Annotated in this window: 14 protein-coding genes and 1 other RNA gene; 7 read left to right on the top strand and 8 right to left on the bottom strand. The window is 31.0% G+C overall.

Annotated features, from left to right (window positions below; all coding sequences use genetic code 11):
• The first annotated feature begins 81 nt into the window (after positions 1-81).
• Together Q4Q47_RS17615 and Q4Q47_RS17620 are read left to right on the top strand one after the other, a co-directional pair.
• Entirely contained in the window at positions 82-1686 is a 1605-nt protein-coding gene (locus tag Q4Q47_RS17615; protein ID WP_303307954.1) for an AprA-related methyltransferase, read from the top strand.
• A 1-nt stretch (position 1687) separates the two neighbouring features.
• Complete coding sequence (locus Q4Q47_RS17620) at positions 1688-2158, top strand: hypothetical protein (RefSeq protein WP_303307955.1); 471 nt, start codon at positions 1688-1690, stop codon at positions 2156-2158.
• 73 nt (positions 2159-2231) lie between these two features.
• On the opposite strand, the gene Q4Q47_RS17625 is transcribed toward Q4Q47_RS17620, so the two are convergent.
• Together Q4Q47_RS17625 and Q4Q47_RS17630 are read right to left on the bottom strand one after the other, a co-directional pair.
• Complete coding sequence (locus tag Q4Q47_RS17625; protein ID WP_303307956.1) at positions 2232-3884, bottom strand: energy transducer TonB; 1653 nt, start codon at positions 3882-3884, stop codon at positions 2232-2234.
• Positions 3885-4344: 460 nt separating this feature from the next.
• On the bottom strand, positions 4345-5556 hold the full coding sequence (locus Q4Q47_RS17630; RefSeq protein ID WP_303307957.1) for a peroxiredoxin family protein: 1212 nt from the start codon (positions 5554-5556) through the stop codon (positions 4345-4347).
• A gap of 244 nt (positions 5557-5800) precedes the next feature.
• On the opposite strand from Q4Q47_RS17630, the gene pheT reads away from it, so the two are divergent.
• Entirely contained in the window at positions 5801-8227 is a 2427-nt protein-coding gene (gene pheT, locus Q4Q47_RS17635) for a phenylalanine--tRNA ligase subunit beta (RefSeq protein ID WP_303307958.1), read from the top strand.
• Positions 8228-8303: 76 nt separating this feature from the next.
• On the top strand, positions 8304-9083 hold the full coding sequence (locus Q4Q47_RS17640) for a phosphatase PAP2 family protein (protein ID WP_303307959.1): 780 nt from the start codon (positions 8304-8306) through the stop codon (positions 9081-9083).
• Positions 9084-9454: 371 nt separating this feature from the next.
• On the opposite strand, the gene Q4Q47_RS17645 is transcribed toward Q4Q47_RS17640, so the two are convergent.
• Positions 9455-10072, bottom strand: a complete 618-nt coding sequence (locus tag Q4Q47_RS17645; RefSeq protein ID WP_303307960.1) for a hypothetical protein — start codon at positions 10070-10072, stop codon at positions 9455-9457.
• A gap of 512 nt (positions 10073-10584) precedes the next feature.
• On the opposite strand from Q4Q47_RS17645, the gene Q4Q47_RS17650 reads away from it, so the two are divergent.
• Positions 10585-10824, top strand: coding sequence for a putative signal transducing protein (locus Q4Q47_RS17650; RefSeq protein ID WP_303307961.1), 240 nt, complete (start codon positions 10585-10587; stop codon positions 10822-10824).
• Between the two features lie 19 nt (positions 10825-10843).
• Here Q4Q47_RS17650 and Q4Q47_RS17655 read toward each other — a convergent pair whose 3' ends face one another.
• Together Q4Q47_RS17655 and Q4Q47_RS17660 are read right to left on the bottom strand one after the other, a co-directional pair.
• On the bottom strand, positions 10844-11266 hold the full coding sequence (locus tag Q4Q47_RS17655; protein WP_303307962.1) for a DUF3995 domain-containing protein: 423 nt from the start codon (positions 11264-11266) through the stop codon (positions 10844-10846).
• Between the two features lie 26 nt (positions 11267-11292).
• Positions 11293-12918 (bottom strand): ABC-F family ATP-binding cassette domain-containing protein, encoded by a 1626-nt coding sequence (locus Q4Q47_RS17660; protein WP_303307963.1) that lies wholly within the window; start codon positions 12916-12918, stop codon positions 11293-11295.
• Positions 12919-13212: 294 nt separating this feature from the next.
• Between Q4Q47_RS17660 and Q4Q47_RS17665 the strand changes: the two genes are divergently transcribed.
• A complete protein-coding gene (locus Q4Q47_RS17665; protein WP_303307964.1) occupies positions 13213-14634 on the top strand; it encodes a TlpA family protein disulfide reductase in 1422 nt (473 codons plus the stop codon).
• A 10-nt stretch (positions 14635-14644) separates the two neighbouring features.
• On the opposite strand, the gene Q4Q47_RS17670 is transcribed toward Q4Q47_RS17665, so the two are convergent.
• From Q4Q47_RS17670 to ffs, 3 genes are all read right to left on the bottom strand, one after another.
• Positions 14645-15058, bottom strand: coding sequence for a hypothetical protein (locus tag Q4Q47_RS17670; protein WP_303307965.1), 414 nt, complete (start codon positions 15056-15058; stop codon positions 14645-14647).
• A gap of 66 nt (positions 15059-15124) precedes the next feature.
• Positions 15125-15928, bottom strand: coding sequence for an SDR family oxidoreductase (locus tag Q4Q47_RS17675; RefSeq protein ID WP_303307966.1), 804 nt, complete (start codon positions 15926-15928; stop codon positions 15125-15127).
• Positions 15929-16055: 127 nt separating this feature from the next.
• Positions 16056-16154, bottom strand: an RNA gene (gene ffs, locus Q4Q47_RS17680) — signal recognition particle sRNA small type.
• An 88-nt stretch (positions 16155-16242) separates the two neighbouring features.
• Here ffs and Q4Q47_RS17685 point away from each other — a divergent pair.
• On the top strand, positions 16243-17292 hold the full coding sequence (locus Q4Q47_RS17685; protein ID WP_303307967.1) for a glutaminyl-peptide cyclotransferase: 1050 nt from the start codon (positions 16243-16245) through the stop codon (positions 17290-17292).
• Positions 17293-17369: the final 77 nt, after the last annotated feature.

A 17369-nucleotide genomic window follows, 5' to 3' on the forward strand; every position in this document is an offset into this window, starting at 1 on the left:
ATAAAATATTTTTTAAAAGCCTTTCCTAATCAAATTGGAAAGGTTTTTCTTTTTATATTTATATACCAAACAACCTATCGTATGTTAACAAAACTAGATAAAGAACAATTTAGAGGTACCATTTTTAGACATTTAGATGGTATTGCAACAGCAACAACAGCCTATTCACTTCACAAAAATGGTGTGCTACAATATTTGTTGAATCATAAAAAATCTAGTATTGAAAACCTAGCTAAAGAATTTAATGCAAACGAAGGCTACCTCAATGTTGGTTTGCGTGTATTATCCTCTCAGGGTTGGCTAAACATGAATATTAACAATACTAATAATACTGTCCATTATGAAACGAATGCTAAAAGTGAAAAGGCTTTTAAATTAGTACCAATATATGCTGATGCTGTAAATTTACTGAACTACGCTGTCAAATTTCCAGAAGCTGGTATTGGAGCAGATGCCTTTAATGCCTTAGAAAAAGCATTTGTAAAATATGAGCAAAATTTTGGTCTTTCTATGGCTAAAGACGGCTCTATTGAACACCAGGTTCTAAAGCATATAGAAGGTGTTATAGCTGCACCCATAATTGTATTATTAGGTCTTAATGGTTTTTTTCATAAATACTTTATGGAAGCCTCTTTTAGGGCTGAAGAATACCATAAAGATCCTGAAAGTTTCAAAAAAATACTTGATTTTTTATCACATTTAGGTTGGTTTACTAAAAAGAAAAATACTTATCAGTTTACCAATAAAGGATTGTTTTTTGCCAAACGCGCTAGTGCATATGGCGTTACCATTTCATATTTACCAACATTTATGAAATTAGATGAGCTTATTTTTGGATATCCTTTAGTGTTAAAAACTAGCTCACCAGACGAAAAAGAAAAACATGTAGATAGAGAAATGAATGTTTGGGGAAGTGGTGGTGCACACTCTACTTACTTTAAAATAATAGATGATATCATTATCGAATTATTCAATAAACCTATTGACGAACAGCCAAAAGGAATTTTAGACATGGGCTGTGGTAATGGTGCTTTTATCCAACATATTTTTGATGTCATCGAATACAAAACTCTAAGAGGTAAAATGCTTGATGAATACCCATTATTGCTTGTTGGTGCCGATTTTAATCAGGCTGCCTTAAAAGTAACAAGAGGTAACTTAATTAAAGCAGATATTTGGGCAAAGGTCATTTGGGGTAATATTGGTAGACCAGATTTATTAGCTAAAGATTTAAAAGAAGACTATAATATTGATTTAAAAGATTTATTGAACGTCAGAACTTTTTTAGATCACAATCGTATCTGGGAAACACCAAAACAAATTTCAGAGCGCGTAAGTAATTCAACTGGAGCTTATAGTTACCAGGGCGAACGCATTAGTAATAATTTAGTTGAAAGTTCTTTGTTAGAACATTTACAAAAATGGAAAGGCTATGTGGAACGATTCGGTTTATTGATTATAGAATTACACACTATAAATCCCAAATTAACAGCTAACAATTTGGGTAAAACAGCAGCCACAGCCTATGATGCCACGCATGGCTATAGTGATCAATACATTCTGGAAGTTGATCTGTTCAATAAAGTGGCTACTGAAGCCGGTTTACATCCAGACCCTAACTATTTTACAACGTTTCCCAATAGCAAATTAGCTACAGTAAGCGTTAACTTATTAAAAGGAAACTAACATGAAAGCTGTTACATTAAGAGAGATTAAACAAGAATTAAATACGCTTTCAACACAAGAGATCCAAGAACTTTGTCTTCGTTTATCAAGGTTTAAAAAGGAAAACAAAGAACTCCTAACCTATTTACTCTTCGAATCTCATAATGAGTCTGGTTATATTGAAAGTGTAAAAAGTTATGTCGATGCTGAATTTGAATTAATTAATAGAGACAGCTACTTTTATATTAGAAAAAGTGTTCGGAAAATTTTAAGAAACGTCAAGAAATATATTCGTTATTCTCAAAACAAAGAAACTGAAGTAGAGCTCCTCCTCTACTTTTGTCAGAAACTAAAAGACTTCTCGCCTAGTATTAAAAGAAGCGTTCAACTACAGAATATGTATAACCGACAGATACTACTTTCTAAAAAGATCATCTCAAATTTGCATGAAGATTTGCAGTATGATTATAATTTAATGCTGGATGATATTTAAGACACATAAATAAGATGACATGAGATGTTTATTAAAAACATTCTCACAAAAAAACAAATATTATATAGTTAGACTATAATGTCTTTTTAAAAGCAATAGGAAGCCCATAAGACACCTTAACTGTTTGCCCTTGTTGCTTACCAGGTTGCATTTTTGGTAGCAATTTAATCATACGTTCAGCTTCTTCTTCCAAACTTTTATCCGGTCCTCTTGATTTGACATTAACAACATGTCCATTAGAATCTATATTAAACATAATGAATACACGTCCTTCAATATCATTTCTTAGTGCTTCTTCTGGATAGCGAAAATTGTTAGCTATATGTGATCGTATTTTCTTTTGAAAACATTGTTTAGATTCTCCTATTTCCTTTCTTTCGCATCCTGGAAAAATAGGACTTAGTTCAATCAAATCAAAAGGTATAGCAATATTCTTATTTATTACTTTGTTTTTTGCCTTTTTATTCTCAATTTCTGCTTTTTTTGCATCAGCAATAAATGTTTTTGAACGATTACCTACAGAAAGCATGTTTAAAAATTCTTTATTGGCATACCAATTTTCCAAAGCAGCATTGTTAGCATCATTCTTTGAAAACACATATCCTCTACAATTTTTGAAATGCATATCTGTAACCTTAATTTTTTCTAAATTTGGTTGATCTACTTGAATTTCATCTTCTAAAACAATTGCCGGCTTAAAACCAGAAATCATGCTTTTAGTTATGTTGAGCAAAGTATTATGTCCTACATAAACGCCTTCTTTTATCAATCCCGATTGAATATCAAATTCGAAATCCTTACTATTATTAACTAACGTTAAATTTTCAGCAACTAAGGATGTACCCTTTTTAGAAAAATCAATATCATCCTTTTTATCATAAGACCTTATATCTAAACATCTTGCGCCTCTGCTGTTGGATATATAAGGAAATCTAATAGCTAATGAATTAAGTAACTGAGATTGAGCACCAAAGTTAAGATTAAAATCACTTCCATTAGCTCTATAAGAAACCATATTTTTTAAATTGGTCTCTCCTCCCCAAACTTTAAAAGATTCTCCAGCAGAATAACTTACCATCACATTTTCTACAATTGTTTCGTTACCTACTCCTGCCAATAATAAACCACTAAAACTGTTTATTGTATATGTTTTTTTACCCGCATATTCTATTCTTACAAATCTTAAAATACCAGAATTACTTGTAACGTTTTCACCTCCATAATTTGTGTTTTTATAATATTCCGGGGATAATTCTGGATAAAAAGAAGAAACGGAAGCTCTTCCAAATTTGTTTAAGGGAGCATCGCCCAATAAAATTATACCTCCCCAATCTCCAGGTTTTTTAACACTTTTATTAGATGTAAAAACAATAGGATCTGTTACTAAACCGTCTGCAATTATGCTTGCTCCTTTGGCAATAGTTAAAGATGCTTTTGTCTCATGATCTCCAATTATTACTGTGCCAGGTTCTATAGTAAGAGTAACACCTTCTTTTACAAAAACATGTCCTAACAATAAGTAAGTTTCTCTTTTATAAAGTTGAATATCTTCAGCAATTTCACCTGTTAATATCTGTGTAGGCTCATTATTATCGGCTAAATTTGGTTTGAAATCTGTCCAATGTTTTAACCATTCATTCTTAGTTATTATTTCTTCTTCCTGTTGAGCATTCGTACTGTAAATTATCAAAAAAAAGACCCAAAATACTATGTAAAAATTTTTCATGTTAAATAATTGCTAATTATTATATGCTCTAAACGTACAATTACAGCCCATGAAATGCAAATTTTATCGACGAAATGCATGATTTTTTAAATACAACCCCTTATACTGTTTATATTTTCCTACTAAAACCAGTTGTTCGTTTAATTACTTCTATAACTTTAACATTACAAATCATACGAATTCAGATACTTAAAAAATTATCTGGTCGAGTACTTCGTCTTCGCTCCTTTAGGATAAACTAAAATCGAGACTTATTAAAACTTGAGATTATTTAAAGGTTATAGCCAAGAGTATAAAAGGGTTTTCAAATGAGATCGTAATTGTTGATAAAGAAGAATATGATGAATTAGCAGCGGATGGAAAAGAATTATTATTTGAAGATATTTAATAATATAATTATCAACAAAGCCTAAACATTGTTAAAACACAATTAGGTCCAATCATTAAACAAAATCCATAATCACTCATTCAACACCTCACCAACAAATGCCTCAAACTCCTTTCTAAAAGCAACGTACTTATCTCCAGTAGCTGGCCCATTAAACCCAGTATGAATCTTCCTTACCACTCTTTTTTTATCAATAAAAATAGTAGTTGGATAAGACAACACATGGTTAAGCATGGGTAGCTTCTCTTGTGCCTTAACCTTACTTGAAGAACCGTATTGTGCTAACAAAACAGGATATGCAATACCTGTTTTATCTTTTAAGCGTTTAATATTACTAAAAGCAGCATCTTCAGTTTTCACATACTCAAAAGCCAAAGCTACTATTTCTATATCCTTATCGCGATTGTTTTTATAAAATTCTGAATAAAACTTACTTTCATCTAAACAGTTAGGACACCAGGTACCCATAATTTGAACCAAAACGGTCTTATTCTTAAAACGTGCATCGTTTAAAGAAACCATCATTCCAGTTTCATCAGGAAATGAAAATTCAACTTTATCATAACCTTCTTTTAGAAAGGTAAGAGTATTGGCATCCGGTAACTCATAAGTGTTGTTACGTTTAGCCACAAAGGGTTCCTGAAAATGATCTCCAGAATAGAATGTACCAACCATGGAGCTATCGGTCACCATAGCGGAGAAAAAAAAGGCATGTGCACCATCAAAAGTTGATAACTTAAGTTGATTTCCATCCAATACACCTTCCAAATAGCGATAATCGCCTGTGGTTGTTCTAAAAGTTCCTGTTACCATATTCCCATTCTGACTAAAAATCCCTTTTGCTATGTATTTGTTGGCATCAGAATCCGGACTAAAAACTGTCTCCCAATTTCCAGAAATATCATGTTTAGCATTTTCTGAGGTATCAAACCGAGTCCTGTTTTTTTCAGCAGAGAACCCCATGACTCTGTTTAAGCCTGCTTTCACAAAACGCCCCACCAACTTATTGTTTTCAATTTTAGCAACTAAATAGCCTTCAAAAACGGGCATTCTTATAAATACTGAGTCATTTTTATAGGTAACATCATCAACTTCAATAACTTCTTCGGCATTTAAAATATGTAATTTATTTTCAGAAATCACCTTAAAATTAAATGGTAAATCGGCTGTCTCATTTACTTTTAATAAAGCACGGTATGTACCTGTCTTGAGCTTATTTATTTTAATGTCCTGTTTACAAGCAAAGACAAAAAGAGTTAATAGTGTTATGATGATATGTTTCATGTGTTTATATTTATTGTTTTTTATTTGTCACATGTAGCATCCATACAATCATTGTTCTTGGATATCGAACTTTTAGTTATGGATGTTTCATAAAAGATCGTTTGAATTACATTATTCGAAATAACAACTTAATACTAACAAATAAAAGATAATAATTATACTTTTTAAGCCCACAAATTACAAGCAATATTTGAATGCTAGCTTCAATATTTTATCTTTGCACTCTTAAAATGGTAAATTTTTTATGAAAATTTCTTACAATTGGTTAAAACAGTTTTTAAAAACCGAGTGGACACCAGAACAAACTAGCGAATTGCTTACTGATTTGGGGCTTGAAGTTGAAGGTGTTGAAACCTATCAATCTGTTAAAGGAGGACTGGAAGGTGTCGTTATTGGAAAGGTTTTAACCAGTGTTAAACACCCTAATGCCGATAAACTAAAAATAACAACTGTAAATATAGGAGGCGAATCTCCTTTACAAATAGTTTGTGGTGCACCAAATGTGGGTGTTGGACAAAAAGTACCCGTTGCTACTATTGGAACGACTTTGTATAATGAAGAAGGTGACCCCTGGACTATAAAAAAAGGCAAAATACGTGGTGAAGAAAGTCATGGAATGATTTGTGCTGAAGATGAGCTAGGCTTAGGGAAATCTCATGATGGCATCATGGTTTTAGATGCCGCCGTTAAAGTGGGAACACCAGCTGCCGATCTTTTTGATATAGAAAACGATCAGGTATTCGAAATTGGGTTGACCCCCAACAGAGCAGATGCTATGAGCCATTTAGGAACAGCACGTGACCTAAAAGCTGGTTTAGTTCAAAAAGATATCAATTTAGAGCTTATCACACCATCAGTAAGTTCTTTTCGTATTGATAATCGTACACTTAAAATTGATATAGATGTAAAAAATAAAGATCTGGCACCTCGCTACTGTGGTGTTACTATATCTGGACTAAAAGTTAAAGAATCTCCTGCCTGGTTACAACACCGGTTAAAAGCGATCGGTTTAAGCCCAATAAATAATATCGTTGATGCTACAAACTATGTATTACACGATTTAGGACAGCCATTACATGCTTTTGATGCTGTAAAGATCTCTGGTAATAAAGTTGAAGTAAAAACTTTAGCTGCAGGAACAAAGTTTACGACCTTAGATGGTGTAGAACGTGAATTACACGAAGATGATTTAATGATCTGTGATGCCGAAAAACCGATGTGTATTGCTGGAGTTTTTGGAGGTATTGATTCTGGAGTTACCGAAGCTACAACCAGTATCTTTTTAGAAAGTGCTTATTTTAATCCTGTTAGCATCCGTAAGTCTGCTAAAAGACACGGATTAAATACAGATGCTTCTTTTAGATTTGAACGCGGTATTGATCCTAATATTACAGAATATGCATTAAAACGTGCCACCTTATTGATTCAAGAAATAGCAGGTGGAGAAATTACCAGCGATTTAATTGACCTATATCCGAATAAAATTAAAGATTTTGAGGTTCGGTTAAGCTTTGAGAACGCTAAAAAACTAATTGGAGAAGAGATTCCTAAAGAAGTTATTAAACGTATTTTATCATCATTAGATATAAAAGTAAACAATGTTACCGAAGCTGGTTTAGGTTTAACCGTACCTGCTTATAGAAATGATGTACAAAGAGAAGCTGATATTATTGAAGAAATATTGCGTGTGTATGGATACAACAATATCAATACGACGAAAAAATTAAACGCTTCTATTTCGGGAACATCAAAGTTTGAAGATTATAAAATACAAAATACCATAGGAAATCAATTGGTCTCACAAGGTTTCTATGAAATCCTTTCTAATTCATTAACGACTCCGGATTACACAGCCTTAAGCGAACAATTGAAGGAAGAACACAATATTAGTATACTAAACGCTCTAAGTAATGATTTGTCCATTTTAAGGCAATCTCTATTATTTTCTGGCCTGGAAGCTATATCGTTTAACATTAATAGAAAACGTGCAGATTTAAAGTTGTTTGAATATGGTAAAACATATCATGGTTTTGGTGACAAAAGAGAAGAATTAAAACATTTATCACTTTTTGTAACTGGAAACCAAATCATAGAGAATTGGCATAGTACGAGTAAAAAGAGTGATTTCTTTTTAATTAAAGGGTACATTATTGCTGTACTTCAACGCTTAGGTATTTCGAGATTTAATGAAACTCCTGTCAAAAATGACTTTTTTAGTGAAGGTCTTGAATTTAACCAGGGAAAAACTAAATTAGTTGACTTTGGATTAATAAAAAAACCAATCCTTAAACATTTTGATATTTCTCAAGAAGTATTATTTGCAAATTTTAATTGGGATGCCATTCTGGATTTAGTTAAGCATAACAAGATTAAATTTAAGGCGATTCCCAAATACCCGGAAGTACGTCGTGATTTTGCTTTATTATTAGATAAAAAAGTCACTTTTGAATCTATTTATAAAATAGCAAAGCAAAGTGAGAAACAATTATTAAAAAATGTCAATTTATTTGATGTTTATCAAGGGAAAAAATTGCCAAAAGGTAAAAAAAGTTACGCTGTTAGTTTTACGTTACAAGACGAAAACAAAACCCTTACTGATAAGCAAATTGATAAAATAATGAACAAGTTGCAAACTAATTTTGAAAAGCAGCTTGGTGCCGAGCTGCGATAATATGACATTGCAAAAAGTTTTTTTTCTAACCTTTATATTCTTTGCCTCATTTAAATTGAGCGCACAGAAAATACACTTGAAAAAAACTAAAGACACAGCTTCTGTAATTCAATTAGCTGGCTACGATGCTAAACAAGCTCTTTTAGGTATTAAGCATTCTTTTACCCGGCCTTTTCATTGGAAAAAGAAAGATTTTACAACTTTAGGAGCAATAAGTCTGGGGCTCTTTGGACTTTCTACTATAGATGATGAAGGTAGTGCTTTTTTTATTCGTCAAGAACCCTATGTGCCAAATGTATTTCAGGAAGCAGGCACCAGATTTGGCAGCCCGCAAGTTTATTTTATTGCAAATGCCGGATTGTATGGTTTTGGTTTATTGACTAAAAATGAAAAGATTAGAAAAACAAGTGTATTAATTATTTCATCTTCATTTACCACGGGACTCATACAAAGCTTTAGCAAAACTGCTTTCGGTAGAGTCCGACCTAAAAACGGCTATAAAAGCACAGAATTTCGATTTTGGTCGAAAGAACCTCAATTTCATTCATTTCCATCCGGACATACTGTTTTATCTATGACCATGACTCATGCTATCGCGAAACAATTTGACAATGTATGGTCTAAAGTTGGTATATATACACTAGGTTCTATAGTTCCTATTTCAAGATTGTTTGCAGGTGTACACTGGCTTACAGATGTTGCCTTAGGAACTGTAATAAGTATTGCTGTTGTTGATTCTGTAGATAAATTTCTATTCAATACAAAAGCTTATAACGATTCTGTAAAAGAAAAGAATCGTATTTCTTGGAAACTCCATTTTACAGGAAATAAAATTGGGATTATAGGTGTATTTTAACTGTTTTGTTCTCAATATTATTCTACAACGTGCGGTTACATGACCTCAAAAGCATATCATAAGATCTCTTAAAATAGCTTTTCTGAGTTGAGATAAAAGGTTTAGAAAGTTAAAACTAAATACTGGACACGAATGACACAAATTCACACGAATCTAATACTTTATGGCGTAGATTGGACCCAACATGTACACAAATCCCTAACTGTACAGGTTTGAAATCTGTCGATAGACAGATTAATTAGTGAAAATCTGTGGTATTCGTGTCTTTTTTAAAGATGTGTACACACGGCAGTTTTCAAAAGGGAGGAACAAGTTTGGCTTATATTAATGATAATTACTACGTCGCTCTTAAGCATTATTCGCCTATAATACTAAAAAGTAATCAATAACTTATTTGATGCTGCATTTAGCTTCTCTTGTGCTGTCATATTACCAGCTCCTACCCAATTATCAATATAAGAACCAATTTCTACACTATTTGTTGATCCTAAAAATGAAGCTGCCAAAACTTTCACCCGAACAGTATAAGTTCCTGCATCCAGATTAATAGCATGCGAAAATTTAGAAGCATTCATTAAAAGTCTATAGTTACTACCTCCTGGATTATGAATCATAGGAAAATAATTAGAGGATGCCACATCATTAACACCATTAACTTCAAGAATAGTAAACATCTGTGCAAAACCAGAAGATGATGATGAATTAGCCTGACCTGCAAACAAGGTCCAATCTATTTTTACAATTTTATTTTCTGAAACTGTAAACGTAGTAGTCAAATCCGGTACATTAAGCCATTGACTATCACTTGAAGCATTAATTTCTAAGGAATTATTAGAAATAATGACGGTTGGTAGGACTACATTATTACTATTTACACTATCAATATCTGATACTAACGAACTACCTGATGTTATAGTGCCAATACCAACTTGAGTGTAAGCAATAGAAATAAAACAAAAAAGAATAAAGGTTAGAGTAGGTTTTTTCATTTTAGGTTTTGGTTTAATTAGGGAAGGGCAAGTATACATAAAAATGAAACAATCTACAACTAACTGATTACAAATACGTTAAACCACAATAGTTTCATTAAAAACGTTTACCTATCTTACACATAAACAAGGAAAATATACAACAATAAATAACGTATTTACATCAAAAATATAACACTAATATTTACAAATAAAAGATTTAAATTCTTACCAAATCTGATTTGTAAAGACTTCTTTTTATATGGCATTAATACTTAAAACAGTTCGGAAATATACCCCAACAGTTCTTCTAATTTTATGTAATACCAAATAAACTTTAAAATAACGCTAATAATTCATTTCTATCGCACACATATTTCGTAATAAAATCTAAGCATAGCTTAAGCTACGGTTCTGTTTTATTACGAAATATGTGCACGCTATATTCTAAACTATTTTAGCACTATTTTAAAATCTATTTGGTATAATTAAAATTTCGTATATTTAATAGAACTCATAAAACCGATATATCTATGACAGATTCAAATTATATAAAAATATTTACTGGGGATTTTATAATTGTTCAACGTATTACTAATGAGTTAAAATCTATTAATATCAATGCCATTGTTAAAGATGCAACCGAATCTGCTCGTTTAGCTGGTTTTGGAGGTGGTATCGTTCCAGGGTTTCAAGAGGTTTTTGTAAATAAAGATGAGCTTGATAGAGCTGTACTTATTGTTCAAAACATAACTTCTGAATCACAAGCATAAAAATTAAAGAAAAGGAAGCTTATTTTAATATTTGCATTAAAATCCCTATTATACCAATAAAAAAGCATAAAGGCGAGTAGACTTTAGTGTCTAACTGTCCAAAGGCTGTATGCTTTATTTTTTTAAAAAAGCCTATATATTTAAATTCGCCAACCGACCTTAGAATAAATACAGTTGGAATTAACCAACTTCCATATTTCAAAACCCAACTTGGTAGATCAAATCTTATAAGATCAGCTTTTATTAAATAAAAAAAGGAAAAACACATCAGGCATAATCCAACGATAGCACTATCCAACTTTTTTGGATTTAACACGCGTTCTCCTGTTTCTTTTGTAGGTAAGGATTCAGCAAATCCAAATGTGCCACCTATCACCCAATTTAAATGAATAATTCCCAGAATAAAAAAGATAAAACTCAATATCAATGGCAACGTTATCATGCGCTAAGTTTAAGTATACTCGCTAGCTAAACAGAAACAGCATACATTTTATTACGTAATTCCTTAATTTTAGAGTCCTGCATATATTCATCAAATGTTGTATATCTATCGATAACACCATTTGGTGTTAATTCCACTACTCTATTAGCTACAGTTTGTGCAAATTCATGATCATGCGTAGTGAATAAAATGGTGCCTTTAAAGTTCTTTAACGAATTATTAAAAGCTGTTATACTCTCTAAGTCTAAATGATTTGTGGGTTCATCCAATTGAAGTACATTGGCTCTCGTCATCATCATTCTAGATAACATACAGCGTACTTTCTCTCCTCCAGATAAAACAGACGATTTTTTAAAGGCCTCTTCCCCACTAAAAATCATTTTTCCTAAGAAGCCCCTAATATTAACTTCTTCCCTTTCTTCTTCTGTTTGTGCCCACTGACGTAACCAATCAATTAAGCTTAAATCATTATTAAAAAATTCACTGTTATCTAATGGCAAATAAGATTGCGTGGTTGTAATACCCCAGGCAAATTTACCGGCATCAGCCTTTTCTTTATTATTCAATATTTGATAAAATGCCGTTGTAGCTCTAGAATCCCTAGAAAAAACAACTACTTTATCCCCTTTTGCCAGATTTAAATCTATGTCTTTAAATAAGGTTTCTCCATCCGCAGATGCTGCTAAACCTTCAACATTTAAAATTTGATCCCCCGCTTCTCTATCTCTTTCAAAAATAATAGCAGGATATCGGCGTGATGTTGGTTTTATATCATTAATGTTTAACTTATCAATCATCTTTTTTCTACTAGTAGCCTGCTTGCTTTTTGCCACGTTGGCAGAAAAACGTCTGATAAATTCTTCTAATTCTTTCTTCTTTTCTTCAGCCTTCTTATTTTGCTGTGCACGCTGACGAGCGGCTAATTGAGATGATTCATACCAAAAAGTATAATTCCCCGAGAAATGGTTTATTTTCCCAAAATCAATATCAGAAATATGAGTACATACAGCATCTAAGAAGTGACGGTCATGCGATACGACTATGACACAATTATCATAATTTGCCAAGAAATTTTCAAGCCATGAAATGGTTTCATAATCCAAATCATTTGTTGGCTCATCCATAATTAAGACATCTGGATTACCAAATAATGCTTGTGCTAATAAAACACGTACTTTTTGTTTACCGTCCAAATCACTCATTAAGGTATAATGAAATTCTTCTTTAATACCCAAATTAGATAACATGGCAGCCGCATCACTATCGGCGTTCCATCCATTCATTTCTTCAAACTGTACCTGAAGTTCTCCTATTTTTTCAGCATTTTCATCAGAATAATCTGCATAAAGAGCATCCATTTCAGATTTAATCTTATACAAAGGCTTATTACCCATTAAAACAGTCTCCAAAACAGAATGTTCATCATACAAGTTATGACTTTGTTCTAATACAGACATACGTTTTCCAGATTCTAAAGAAACATGACCAGATGTTGCGTCTTGCTTGCCAGAAAGAATCTTTAAAAATGTAGATTTTCCAGAACCATTGGCACCAATAATTCCGTAACAATTACCATTATTAAAGGTTGTATTTACTTCATCAAAAAGAATACGTTTTCCAAATTGAACTGAAAGATTTGATACTGATAGCATAAAAGTCGTTTTAATTTACTCAGATATTTTTATTTTATTAAATAAGTCTTTACAAACTCACAAATTGATACGGTTTACTCCTTGACATAGACCTTAATTGTAAGTTTTTGCAAAAGTAGAAAATTCAAATGGCACAAAGAAACTTAGATGTGCTCTTTTTAAACTACTTCAATAAAAAAGATTCGTTTTTTCTAGCTATAACAATATTTAACAACGCATTAACAGCAGTTTATAAATACAACGCATATTTTTGTATAGTAATTTGTATTGATTAAATACTATTAGGGGATTTTTATGAAGTTATACTTTTCAATAATATTAACATTATTAGCACTTTTAAGTTGTAAAGAGGATAAAAGTGGTATGGAAATTAATTACGCATATATTGGTGGAGAAATTATTAATCCAACCACTAATTATGTAGTATTATTAAAGTCCGAAGTAGCCATTGACACTATTAAACTTGACGGCAGAAATAGGTTTTTATATAAAGTTCATGATTTAAAAGAAGGTTTATATTCATTTAGACATGGTGATGAATATCAAATGATATTATTAGAACCTCAAGACAGTATTCTTTTTAGATTGAATACTTTAGATTTTGATGAATCACTTGTTTTCACTGGTAAAGGAGCTAAAAAAAATAATTATTTAATAAATGAGTTTTTAGAAAACGAAATTGAAGAGAAATATATACTTAGACTTTGTCAATTAACCCCAACCGTCTACCAAAACCATATAGATTCATTAAAAACAATAAAGGTTAAAAAATATAAGACTTTTATAAGTAAATATGAGACGTCTCCTTTATTTGAAAAAATTGCACAAGCGAATATAGATTATAACTATTATTCAAGTAAAGAAGTGTATCCATTTGTACATTATGGTAAGAATAAAAATGCCGTCTTAAAATCGCTTCCAGAGGATTTTTACGATTACAGAAAAAATATTAATTATAATGATGACTTTTCTGTTCATTACTATAAATATAATAAATTTTTAGAGCATAGTTTTAGTAATATTTCCTTAAAAGAGCATAGTGCTCATTCTGATGACAAACACTTCGATAGATATTCACTATGCTATAATCTGGATAGATTAAAGCTTATTGATAGTTTGGTAACAAATACCTCTGTTAAAGATGAATTGCTTTATGAGTTTGCAATAAATTATATATCAAAAAATAAAAATATAGAAAACAACAATATCGTTTTAAAATCTTATTTAGATAAAACCAAAAGTGAAAAAGGCAAAGAGAAAATGATAAGCTTCACAAATTCACTAAATAATTTAAAAAACGGTTCTAGCTTACCTAATATTAAACTTATTGACTATGATAATGTTGAATTAGATATCAATTCAATTATAGACGCTACTACCGTTATAAGTTTTTGGTCTCATACATTCCATAAACATTTTAAAGACAATCATAAAAAGATAAAAGAACTAAAGATAAAATATCCAGAAGTTGTGTTCATTACTATTAATATTGACAATTATGGATTAGAAAAAACAAAAAAATCATTAAAAAGAAATAAATTCGTTTTTAAAAATGAATATGTATTTAAAAACCCGAAAAAAGCAGCTAAAACTTTTGTTATTCATCCAATGACAAAGGCTTTAATAATAGATAAAAACAAAAAAATAGTAAATAATCATACTAATATTTTTTCTATAAAATTCGAGAAACAACTTTTAGATTTAATAAATAGATAACAAAAATCTTCTATTTAATAGCTAGAACGTATGTTTTAGAAGTATTATCACTACATAATGGTCCATTAATGTTTCCAAATTCATCATCGTGAGGTATGACCTCTAAAAATACTTTAAAAGAAAATCGACCAGATTCTTTTGGAACCCCTTTAAATATGACCTCTCTATGTCTATTATAAAAAACATCTATCCCTTCTGGTAACCTACCCGAAACATCGAAATAATAGTCATAATCATTATCATGTACTTCGTTCTTAATTTCCGCAGTTATATTATCTGAATAATACTCATCAACAAATCCAATCGCTAAGGTTTTTGCATGTAATTCTGGTCTTACATTGATAATACAATCTAATACATCATCACAACCATTAAAAGAAAAAAGAGAAATTAAAAGAATTATAAGTAAATATCGTTTCATCATTTTAAGTTTAGAAACAATAATTATCAAATAATATGCCGAAAATATTTTAGACCTGTATTATGCGGGTTAAAGTTTATAATGATTCATTAATAGCTTTTCATAAACCTTATCTGGTAATATTCTTTTTAAAACAATTGAGAACTTTTGCATAAACTCTCCTACCTTATAATGCACCTTCGGGTTGCTTGTATTTATAATTTTATGTATAGCTTGTGCCATTAGGTTTGGATTACTTCCATTATCTACATGGGCATCCATTAAATTTAATGAATCTCCGTATGATTTCTTATAAGGAGACATTTCAAGAAGTGGAGCATGATAACGACCTGCAGCAATATTTGTCGCAAAATCACCAGGTGCGACATTGGTCATTTTAACATTAAAACCTTTAAGTTCCATTCTAAAAGCTTCTGTTAAAAGCTCTAAAGCACCTTTACTCGCACTATAAACACCACGATATGGCAATCCCATATAGCCTGCAATAGAAGTTACATTTATAATTAATCCAGATTGTTGTGCGCGCATTTGTGGTAATACCGCTTTAATAACATTAATGGGACCAAAAAAATTAGTTTCAAAATTATTCTTGATTTCTGCTTCTGGTATTTCCTCAATAGGTCCAGTGATACCAGCTCCTGCGTTATTTATAACAACATCTAACTTACCCTCTTTTTCTATAATAGTATTAACCGTTTTTAATATGGTCGCATTCTCTTTAACATCTAATGCTAAAATAGGGAACTTGCTGTTTTCATACCTATCTGGATTTCTACTAGTACCATAAACTATATAGTTTTTTTGAATTAAATATTCTCCAATAGATTTCCCGATTCCTGAAGAACCGCCTGTGATTAAAACAACTTTAGACATATATTTTAAAATAATAGAAGTATCAAAAATACAATTAAAATTAAAAGATTCCCATCTGCATGGGAATACATTAAACTAAAAAATCTTGATTCGCTAAAGCTTTCAAGATTTAAGTTTATTGCACAAAAAAAGGCAAGCTACCTACATCACACCGCTACGACCATTTACCTTTGCTTCGTTCCCGACCTGGAGGATTCAACAGGAGCTGGTTGTGTAGGACTTGCCGAGTGCAAAGATACAATCTTTTAAAATTTTCACAATGATTTTTTAAACTGATTTTAAATAAATATCTTGCTTCAAATTAAAAATAAACAATGAATACTTTTAAATATCTATTAATCATATTTTTAGGCGGATTAATTATTTCTTGTGGCTCTAATTCTGGTAAAAATAAAAGCGGTTTTTTTATTAAAACTAATGCAATTAAAGGGGATATTTCTAATAATAAGACCTTATCACTGTCCTTAGAAAATAAAAAAAAGCATATTATAGATTCTGTATCATATACTTTAGATGGTATTAAGGTTGATGATAATATTCAACTAACCAATTTCAAATTAGGAAAACAAACCATTGAAGCTATTGTATACTTTAATAATCAAAAAGAAACGGTTAATACAACTGTTTCCATATTAAGTGATGCACCTCCAAAGGTTTATAGTTATAAAATTATCAATGAATACCCACATGACATTACTTCATACACTCAAGGGATTGAATTTTTTAACGATACGCTTTATGAAAGCACCGGTCAATATAAAAAATCTAAGCTTAGAAAAATTGATTATAAAACAGGTAAAATCATTAAAAGCATTAACCTTGCAGATGAATATTTTGGAGAAGGGCTTACTATCTTAAATGACAAAATATATCAATTAACTTGGAAAGCAAGTACTGGTTTTGTTTATGATGTAAATTCATTTGATAAAATAAGCAGTTTCAAATATGGAAACAGTAAAGAAGGCTGGGGATTGTGCAACAATGAAAATACTATTTATAAAAGTGATGGCACGGAAAAAATATGGCTTTTAAACTCAGAAACTTTAGTCGAAGAATCGTTTATTCAGGTATATACTAATAAAGGAAAAATTGTGGGCATCAATGAAATGGAATGGATAAATGGAAAAATATATACAAACCGCTATCAAAAAGATGGTGTTGCTATTGTTAATCCTAAAAATGGCGCTGTTATAGGTGTTATTGATTTTTCTCCTCTTAAAAAACTGGTCACTCAACATGAAACATTAGATGTTCTTAATGGCATCGCTTATAACCCTAAAACCAATACCATTTTTGTAACAGGTAAACGCTGGGACAAATTGTTTGAAGTAGAAATTACTGAAAAAGAGAGCTTAGTAAAATAGGTCTTGGGTGATTTCTTTTATATAGTTTAACACTATTCTTGAACATCAATTTTTCTTTTGATTTGCTCGATAAGATT

The sequence above is a fragment of the Flavivirga spongiicola genome (assembly GCF_030540825.1).
GTDB lineage: Bacteria > Bacteroidota > Bacteroidia > Flavobacteriales > Flavobacteriaceae > Flavivirga > Flavivirga spongiicola.